The sequence below is a fragment of the Amycolatopsis orientalis DSM 43388 genome (assembly GCF_000411975.1).
GTDB lineage: Bacteria > Actinomycetota > Actinomycetes > Mycobacteriales > Pseudonocardiaceae > Amycolatopsis > Amycolatopsis orientalis_D.
Genome location: NZ_ASXG01000101.1, coordinates 1 through 7,014 on the forward strand (window position 1 = coordinate 1; position 7,014 = coordinate 7,014).

General features: G+C 69.0%; 9 protein-coding genes. 2 read left to right on the forward strand and 7 right to left on the reverse strand.

The genetic code is table 11. The annotated features are described in order from the left end of the window. Positions 1 to 149: 149 nt before the first annotated feature. From L942_RS20085 to L942_RS20110, 6 genes are all read right to left on the reverse strand, one after another. Positions 150 to 758: a response regulator transcription factor gene (locus tag L942_RS20085; RefSeq protein ID WP_037362610.1), complete on the reverse strand. Its 609-nt coding sequence runs from the start codon at positions 756 to 758 to the stop codon at positions 150 to 152. After that, entirely contained in the window at positions 755 to 1,810 is a 1,056-nt protein-coding gene (locus L942_RS20090) for a sensor histidine kinase (protein ID WP_235079269.1), read from the reverse strand. The genes L942_RS20085 and L942_RS20090 overlap by 4 nt, the downstream gene beginning before the upstream one ends. 10 nt (positions 1,811 to 1,820) lie before the next feature. Then, positions 1,821 to 2,228, reverse strand: coding sequence for a hypothetical protein (locus tag L942_RS20095; RefSeq protein ID WP_051166111.1), 408 nt, complete (start codon positions 2,226 to 2,228; stop codon positions 1,821 to 1,823). Positions 2,229 to 2,371: 143 nt separating this feature from the next. Further along, positions 2,372 to 3,271 carry a hypothetical protein gene (locus L942_RS43015; RefSeq protein ID WP_081655140.1) on the reverse strand — a complete coding sequence of 300 codons (900 nt, stop codon included), beginning with the start codon at positions 3,269 to 3,271 and terminating at the stop codon, positions 2,372 to 2,374. 207 nt (positions 3,272 to 3,478) lie between these two features. Continuing rightward, complete coding sequence (locus L942_RS20105; RefSeq protein ID WP_037362612.1) at positions 3,479 to 4,171, reverse strand: alpha/beta fold hydrolase; 693 nt, start codon at positions 4,169 to 4,171, stop codon at positions 3,479 to 3,481. Positions 4,172 to 4,256: 85 nt separating this feature from the next. Beyond that, positions 4,257 to 5,021, reverse strand: coding sequence for an AraC family transcriptional regulator (locus tag L942_RS20110; RefSeq protein ID WP_037362613.1), 765 nt, complete (start codon positions 5,019 to 5,021; stop codon positions 4,257 to 4,259). Between the two features lie 86 nt (positions 5,022 to 5,107). Here L942_RS20110 and L942_RS20115 point away from each other — a divergent pair, with 86 nt between their 5' ends. Beyond that, on the forward strand, positions 5,108 to 5,872 hold the full coding sequence (locus L942_RS20115) for a sulfite exporter TauE/SafE family protein (RefSeq protein WP_037362614.1): 765 nt from the start codon (positions 5,108 to 5,110) through the stop codon (positions 5,870 to 5,872). Here the strand turns inward: L942_RS20115 and L942_RS20120 are convergent. Next, positions 5,865 to 6,221 (reverse strand): arsenate reductase family protein, encoded by a 357-nt coding sequence (locus tag L942_RS20120; protein ID WP_037362615.1) that lies wholly within the window; start codon positions 6,219 to 6,221, stop codon positions 5,865 to 5,867. The two genes, L942_RS20115 and L942_RS20120, sit on opposite strands and share 8 nt — an antisense overlap. Before the next feature lie 109 nt (positions 6,222 to 6,330). Here L942_RS20120 and L942_RS20125 point away from each other — a divergent pair, with 109 nt between their 5' ends. After that, entirely contained in the window at positions 6,331 to 6,864 is a 534-nt protein-coding gene (locus L942_RS20125; RefSeq protein WP_037362616.1) for a GNAT family N-acetyltransferase, read from the forward strand. Positions 6,865 to 7,014: the final 150 nt, after the last annotated feature.

Sequence of the window (7,014 nt, forward strand, 5' to 3'; positions counted from 1 at the left end):
CTGCGGTCTGAGGGTGGTTGTCAAGGCACGCTTTCCCGCCTTGACAACCACCCTCAGACCGTCAGCACAATCAAGCTTCGGGGTGCCCCACGCCACCCCCAACGGCAATGTCGCCCGCCAGGGCGACGAGCAGAACACCCCAAACAGACTCACAACCACCCCCGCTCCTCAGCAACCCGAACCGCCCCCATCCGATTCCGGGCCCCGGTCTTCGCAATAGCCCCGGACAAATAATTCCGGACCGTCCCCTCCGACAAATACAAACTCCCCGCGATCTCCGCCACCGACCCCCCTCCCCGGGCCGCGATCAGCACATCCCGCTCCCGGGCGGTCAACGGCGATTCCCCGGCAGCCAATGTCGCCACCGCCAACGCCGGATCCACCACCCTTTCCCCCGCCATGACCCGCCGAATGGCTTCCCCCAATGCTTCCGCGGGCGCGTCCTTGACCACGAACCCCACGGCCCCAGCCTCCATCGCCCGCCGCAAATACCCGGCCCGCCCAAACGTCGTCAACACCACTACCCGGCACTCGGGCACCTGCTCGGCCAGAACCGCGGCCGCGGTCAACCCGTCCAATCCGGGCATCTCGATGTCCAGCAACGCCACGTCCGGCCGATGCTCCAGCGCCGCCCCCACCACCTCATCCCCTCGCCCGACCTGCGCGACGACCTCGAAATCGTCCTCGAGCGCGAGCAAGGTCCCCAACGCCTGCCGCACCAAGGCCTGGTCATCCGCGAGCAGCAACCGAACAGTCACTCCACCGTCACCCGCAATCGCCACCCCCGAGGCCGCACCGGCCCCGCCTCCATCCGCCCGCCTGCCGCGACCACCCGGTCCCGCAATCCGGACAGCCCATTTCCCGCACCCGCCCCGGAACCAACGCCGTCGTCCCGGATCTCCACCGAAGAACCGGAAACGAGCACCGCACAAGTGGTCGCCCGGGAATGCCGGACCACATTGGTCAATCCCTCCCGGACGACCCAGCCGAACAACTCCTGCTGCGGCCCGTCCACCGCGGTCGGCAATTCCGCCCTGATCCCCGCCGCCCGCAGCAATTCCCGTCCCCGCGCGAGTTCCCCGGCGAGCGTCACTTCCCGATATCCGGAAACCGCGGCCCGAACATCCGCCAGCGCCTGCCGCGACAATTGTTCGACCTCCCCGATCTCCTCGGCCACCCGCTCATCCCCCTTGTCCGCGAGCCGCCGGGCAAGATTGCTCTTCACCGTGATCGCAGTAAGCGAATGCCCCAGAAGATCATGCAAATCCCGCGAGATCCGCGACCGTTCCGCGTCCGCCGCCAATCGCTGCACCTCCGCCCGCGCCTGCACCAACGCCCGGTTCGCCCGCAGCGCCTCCGCGAACGCGACCACCACCAGCACGGTGAACACCAGCGCCGCGGCCTGCGCCCACCCCGGATCCGCCCGCCAGACCGCCCAGGGCACCACCACGGTCGCCGCCGCGGCGACCGGCACGAGAATCGCACCCCAGCGCGGCAACCGCGGAACCGCGAGCGAGACCACCACGGCAAGCAGGTAAAACGCGTTCGCGCGAGCGATCGGCAGGACGGCGGCGAAGAGCACCGTCAAGACCCCGGTCAGGATCCAGAACAGCCGGCTCCGGAACTGATACGCAGCGACGGCCGCCCCGATGTAGCACGCGCAGAACGCCACCAGCGCCACCACCGCCGCTGGCTGGTCGGCAGTCTGGGCGAGGACGATCAGCGGATACACCAGGAGGCCGGCGTCCAGCACGAGCCGGCGCCAGCCCAGTACCCAGCGTTGCGCGTCGGAATCGGGGCCGCGGTCCACGTCCGGCACGCTACTCGGAGAACAGCGAACGCACGTGCCGTCCGTTGACCAGGACGACGACCGCCAGCAGCAGCAACCCGCAGACGCCCTGCTCCAGCCGGACCCACAGCGGCAGGAACCCCGGAATCGACACGATCACGATGATCGCGACCGTCATCACCGCAGAGACAATCCGCAGCCGCAGGAGCCCGCGTTTCGACCCGCGAGCCGCGCTTCTCGCGAACAGGAACGTCAGCAACGCGCTGGCGGCCACGATCGTGGCGCGGACCCAGACGACGTCGGTGACCATCGACGGGTCGTCGCGGAAGAGGAAGATCGCGCCGAGGGTGAGCACGCTCAGCGCCAGGTAAGCCCCGGTGAGGAAGAGGACCGCCCGGATCCGGGGTTGCGCGGAAAGTGTTGCGGGACGGGAGTTCATGACTGTCCTTTGCAGACCTGGGATCGGCCCGGAGGATCCGGCGCCGCTTGCCCGTCCCATGGTGGCCGGACGGGCAGGCGGGCCGTAGTGTCACCGCGCATCGGTGCGCGATGACATTTGTCAGAACCCGGTCATCCGCGACGTCAGCGGGCAGCCGTGAGCTTCGGCCCGATCGCCGCGCCGACGATCACGAGCACCGCGCCGAGGAGGAGCAGGTACGCGCCGAGGCCGATCTTCGACAGGTCCTCGTAGAACATCGCGACGATGCCCGCGATGTGGAAGAGCAGCATGACTGTGGCCCGCCCCGCGAAAACAGTGCGGTACCACCAGAAGTTCGGCGGCGTCAGTTCGCGGCTGCGGATGCCGCTCAGCCAGTACGCGGACTTCTTGGTGCGCAGCGCGCCGAGCACCCACGGGAGGCTGGACAGCCAGGTCGCGGCGATCAGGAGGAACGCGAGGAACCGCACGTACATCGCGGCGAAACTGTCCATACCGGACGTCATCTTGCTGAACGCGTCGATGAAGGTGACGGAGGCCGATTGCGAGCCCAGCGTGAAGGTAACCCAGGGGATGAAGAGCGCGACGACCTCGAGGATGGCACCGAGAGCCACCGGGATGGCGCCGAGACCGGGTTTGGTGAGCGGCTGGTTCGGCGCCGGGTAGCCCTGCCCTGGCGCGGCGTAACCGGCACCCGGCTGCGGCTGAGCCGGATAGCCCGGCTGTGCTGCTGGATGACCCTGCTGTCCGGGGTAGGCCGCCTGCCCCTGGTACGGCTGGCCCGGGTACGGCTGCCCCGGCTGCGGCGGGAATTGCCCCTGCCCGGGCTGCCCCGGGTACTGCCCGGGAGGCTGTCCGGCCTGGCCCTGGTACGCACCTGGCGCGGGTTGCCCCGGGTACTGCTGCGCGGGCTGCCCGTACTGCGGCGACTGCCCCGGCTGCTGCTGGTAACCCGCGCCCGGCGGAGGCGCCTGCCATCCCGGCGGGACCGCACCCGGCCCCTGCGGCGTGCCTGGCTGCTCTTGTGGACCCCCTGAGGTGTTCATGGCCGCCGATGGTAACTGCCACACCGGCGCGGTGAGCGGTGGAAACCCGGCTCGACCATGACAAGTCCGCACAGCGGAACCGATTGACCGCTCGCAGCAGGCACAACGAGCCCGCTGACCAGGCCAATCACCAGCCCGTGGCGCGAACGGCGGAACGACGCGACTCGCCTGCGGAAGCGCGGCGCAGGCCGTCTCACCAGCCCAAGATCACCGCGCCGCAGCACGCAGGATCAGCTCGGCGACCGCGTCCGGCTGCGAAACCAGCACCGCGTGCGAAGCGTCCGCCACCTCGACCACCTCGGCTTCCGCGCGCTCCGCCATGAACCGCTGCGCGGCGGGCGGGATGTTCTTGTCCGCGGTCGGGATCAGGCTGTACACCGGCAGGTCCTTCCACGCCGGCGCGGGCGAGGCCTCGGCCAAGGCCGCCGCGGCGATCGGACGCTGGCCCGCCGCCATCAGACTCGCCTGCTCGCTCGCTACGTCCGCGGCGAATTGCTGGTGGAACAGGTCCTGGCGGACATACAGTTCGACGCCGTTCGACAGAGCGACCTGCTCCAGCGTCTCCCCCAGGGTTCCGCCGGGGAATTTCGCCGCCAGCTCGCCGGCGCTTTCGCCCTCGTCCGGGAGGAAACCGGCGAGGTAAACGAGCGCCCGCACCCCGGAGTGCCCCGCCGCGGCGGCCGAGATCACCGAGCCCCCGTAGGAGTGGCCGGCCAGGACGATCGGGCCCTCGAGGCTCTCCAGCAGAGACCGCACGTAGGCGGCGTCCTCGGCGACTCCGCGCAGCGGGTTCGCCGCCGCGATCACCCGGTGCCCGGCCGCTCGCACCCGCTCGATCACCCCGTTCCAGCTGGACGAATCCGCGAACGCGCCGTGCACCAGAACGACAGTGGCAGTCATGAGGCCCTCCTCGGGGAAAGTTCCGAACGGGACTCACAGTACAACTAAGTTGTGCACAATCAAGTTGTTCTCAACGAGATGCCGGTCACGGTGCGCGATAGGCTCGCGGCGGGGCGCCGAGCAGGCGGCTGAACATCGTCGTGAAGGCGGCGGGGCTCTCGTATCCGAGGGTGACCGCGACGTCGGCCACCGGAAGGTCCGCGGCCAGCAGCGGGAGCGCGTGCAGCACGCAAGCCCGCTCCCTCCAGCGGGCGAAGCTCAGGCCGGTTTCGGCGCGGAACAGCCGGTGCAGCGTCCGCTCGCTCACGTGCAGTTCCCGCGCCCAGCGAGACGGCGGATCGTGCACGTCGGGAGCGTCCGAAAAGGACTGGCACAGCGCGCGCAAGCCCTCGTGCCGCGGCCACGGGAGTTCAAGAGGCAGTGGAACGCAGCGGGAGATTTCGTGCAGCAGAAGGGAAATGAGCGTGGCGTCGCGGCCGCGACGCGGGTATTCGGGGGCGACGTCCACGGCTTCCCGCAGCAATTCCCGCAGCAGGGGTGAGACGTCGACAGTCTGGCAGCGGCGCGGGAACCACGGCACGGCGGACGGTTCCAGATACAGACTGCGCGTGGTCACGTTCGTCATCACGACGCTGTGGTCGGTCTCCGGCGGGATCAGCACCGCGCGCCGAGTTGGGACAGTCCAGGTTCCGTCGGCTGTTCCGACGCGCATCGAACCGGTGGCACCGTAAAGGAACTGTGCGCGGCGGTGCCGATGCGGCGGGAGGAAGTGGTCCGGCGGGTAGTCCGTGCTGATCGCGAGCACGGCCCGCGGCAGGGCGTCGACCTCGGACAACGGGACGTTGCGCATGCCTCGAGGGTAGATGTCTGGAACTCGAAAGAACCTGGCGGATCTTCGGATGCACGCCGCACCCGGCGGGACTTACCTTGAAGCCAGTGTGGACCTCGATCCTGATTCTCCTGCTCTTCGGCTGCCTCAGCGGCGTCACGACCGTGCTGTTCGGTTTCGGCGGCGGATTCGTCACCGTGCCGGTCGTCGCGGCGGTGACGAGCCGGGGCGACGCGATGCACGTCGCCGTGGCTACCTCCACCGCGGTGATGGTGGTGAACGCGGTCAGCGCGACCGTCGTGCAGGCGCGAGCCGGACGTCTCCGCCGCGAATACCTCTGGCCGCTCGCCGCCTTCGTCGCGATCGGTGCCCTAGTGGGCGCAATGGCCGCGACCTACGCGGGAGACGGACTGTTGCGGGTACTGTTCATTGTCTACCTTGCAGTGACCATTGTGGACAGTCTGGTGCGGGGCGGATTCCTTAAGCCGCAGGGACAACCGAAGCCGCTGAGCACGTTCACGACTACCGCGGGCGGGATCGGAATCGGTGCGGTGGCAAGCTTTCTCGGGGTCGGTGGGAGCGTGATGACCGTGCCGTTGCTGCGCCGCAAAGGGCTTCCGATGGCGGACGCGGCGGCGATGGCCAACCCGCTCAGCGTGCCGGTCGCGGTGGTGGCCACGGTCGTCTACGCGACCGCCGGCGCTGGACCGTCGGGGTACCTCGATCCCCTCGCGGGCGCGGCATTGCTCGCCGGTTCGCTGCCGACGATCGCGCTCGTCCGGCGGGTTGCCGACCGGTTGCCGGACAAGGTGCACGCCGTCGCGTACGTGGCGCTGCTCGCGACGGCGCTGCTCGCGGTCGCGGTCAGCTGAGGACGGACCGGACGGTTTCCTCGTCGCGCGCGACGACCGTAGTGCCGTCGTCGGCGGTGATGATCGGTCGCTGGATCAGCTCCGGGTGCTCGGCGAGCGCGGCGATCCACCGTGGACGGTCTTCCGGAGTCCGGGACCAGGATTTCAGCCCGAGTTCACCGGCGGTTTTCTCGCCGGTGCGGGTGATGTCCCACGGGTCGAGGCCGAGCCGGTCGAGCACCGCGACGAGTTCCGCCTCGGTCGGCGGGTCCTCCAGGTAGCGGCGCACGGTGTACTCCGCACCGGCCTCGTCGAGCAGCGACACCGCAGAGCGGCACTTGGAACAACGCGGGTTCACCCAGATTTCCACCCGCGCAGTTTACTCGTTTTCCATCGGGCGGAGTCGTTGGCGGACAAGAGCCTTCGATGCGTCCTGCATCACCTGCCCGGACCGGGTGGAACGGGCGTACCGTTCGTACATGACCCTGCCGCTGACCACCGAACGTCTCGTGATCCGGGACTGGACGGCTGACGACGCCGAAGCCGCGTTTCAGATCTACGGCTCTCCCGATGTGACGCACTGGCTGACTCCCGCGATGGACCGGGTCGCCGACGCCGCCGCCATGCGGTCGGTGCTGCAGGCCTGGCAGGAGGCGCAGCCCAATTTGCTTCCGCCCCGAGGGAGGTGGGCGGTCGAGCTTCGCTCCGACGGGCGCGTCGTCGGAGGGCTGGGGATTCGATTGCTGCCTCCGTACCGGGAGGATTTGGAGCTGAGCTGGCAGTTGCGGCCCGAGGAGTGGGGGCACGGGTACGCGACTGAGGCCGCGCGGGCGTTGGTGGAGTGGGCGTTCACCCAGGACGGGACGGACGAGTTGTTCGCGGTTGCCCGGCCCAGTAATTCCCGGGCGATCGCCACTGCGGAGCGGATCGGGATGCAGTGGGTTGGGGAGACGACTAAGTATTACGACTTGAGGTTGCAGGTTTATCGGATTCGGCGGGGGGATGTTGTTTGAGGTTCTCCCCGGGGGGTCTGCTCGTCGCCTGGCGGCGACATTGCGCCCTGGTGAGTGGCGTGGGGCACCCCGAAGCTTGATTGTGCTGACGGTCTGAGGGTGGTTGTCAAGGCGGGAAAGCGTGCCTTGACAACCACCCTCAGACCGCAG